Annotated in this window: 1 protein-coding gene; it reads right to left on the bottom strand. The window is 51.1% G+C overall.

From position 1 onward, the window contains the following. Window positions 1–194: 194 nt before the first annotated feature. Entirely contained in the window at window positions 195–1,493 is a 1,299-nt protein-coding gene (locus tag D6694_07520; protein ID RMH42938.1) for a hypothetical protein, read from the bottom strand. Between the last annotated feature and the right edge of the window lie 99 nt (window positions 1,494–1,592).

Raw genomic sequence — 1,592 nt, 5'->3', positions numbered from 1 at the left:
GTGTGCGTTGACCTCTCGCCGTCTCTGGCGCCCGCCATTCCCCCCGGAGGAGGCCGCCCGTACAATCGCCCGCATGGCCGGGAAAACGCTTGACCCGCAGGTGGTGGAATTGCTGCTGGAAATCACTCAGACATAAAAAAATCCCGCTTGCAAGCGGGATTTCCGTGTGCCCCCAACGAGCCAAAACAAGATTATCAGGTACCTGGTTGCATCTGAAAGGTGTACCAGATGTCAATCTCAGTATAGTCTAATACCAGGCGAGAGACAAGTTTGCGCAAGGCTACATGCAAAGCGTGAATATCGCTGCTTTTGCGTGGTTGTAGTAACTGCCTCTTCCAGTGGGCAATTACTGCATGTAGTGTTTCATGGGGGACAGCAAGGCATGCCTGCTCTTTTCTTTGCTGAACATCCCGAAGCATTTGCGTCAAGTGCTGATATTCTACCTCGCGTTTCCGCAGGCGCATTACCACGCTGCTGTCAGGTTCAGAATACTCCATGCTTTCCAGCAGGCGTAATAAGTTTTGGGTTGCACGTTTGTTACCTGCCAGGGCGTTCTGCAAGCGTTTTTCTTCGATATTCAATGCTTCAATATCACTAAATGTGCGCGCAACTTCATCCAACAGAAGAGAAACAAACTGGGGGGTGAAAACATGCGCGAGAATCCTGTCCAGAATGACAGCATCCACCTTGCGTGAATTGATGCGCTTGCTAACGCATGCACGAGAACCATGTCGCACTTTATACCCACAGATGTAAAATGGCCAGTCTCGTGCGCCCTCATAAGACATCTTAGAACCACAATGAGCACATTCGGCTAGACCTGAGAGCAGGGAAGGGTAGTACATCCGTTTTGCATTGTAAGGTGAACCTCGTTTACGAACAGTTCGTCGGAGATGTTGGACTTTCTCCCAGGTTTTTTCATCAACCGCGGCTTCGTGATGCTCCGGGAATTCAATATCTCCAACTTTGCCAACTCCCAGGTAGGCTTTGTTGGCAAAGAATGTGCTCCATGACGAAGTACTGGTGTACAGGCGTCCACCAGTCATTTGGGTAATTTCTCTGTAAGATGCTCCCTCAGAGCGCAGTTTCCAGGCAAGTTTCACATCTTCCCACAAATCAGGGTCTGGCACCCAACGGCTGACCACTCGCGGGCTTCCATCACGGCGCTTGCCAATGACCTCTTTGACGGCCTTGTACCCTTTTGGTGGCACTCCTCCTCCAGGGGCGTACCCCTGTGACACAAGAGAGCGTATGGCCCGCTTTACGTCTCTCGCAGTTTGTCGAAGTTTTTCCTCACCGGCAATATCTATCATGATTTCTATCAAGCGGGAGTAAGAACCAAAAGGAATAGGGTCGGTCAAGGAATGGACAACGATGCCGTTCTTGCGCAACAGAGATTTGTAGAAGAGAGATGTATCCAGGTCACGGGCAAAGCGGGCAAAATTCCATACCAGCAGGCCATCGGGGGGATTGATTTCGCTTTGTCGCACCATTCTCAGGAACGCGTCTCGTTTTGATGTGCTCCCCCCACTTCGAGCCTCGTCAACAAATACACGTTTGAGAACGAGGCGGTGGTGGGCGCAATACGTCTT

The sequence above is a fragment of the Gammaproteobacteria bacterium genome, assembly GCA_003696665.1.
GTDB lineage: Bacteria > Pseudomonadota > Gammaproteobacteria > Enterobacterales.
The sequence above is the reverse complement of the archived record's forward strand: the minus strand, read 5'-3'. Positions and strand labels throughout refer to the sequence as shown.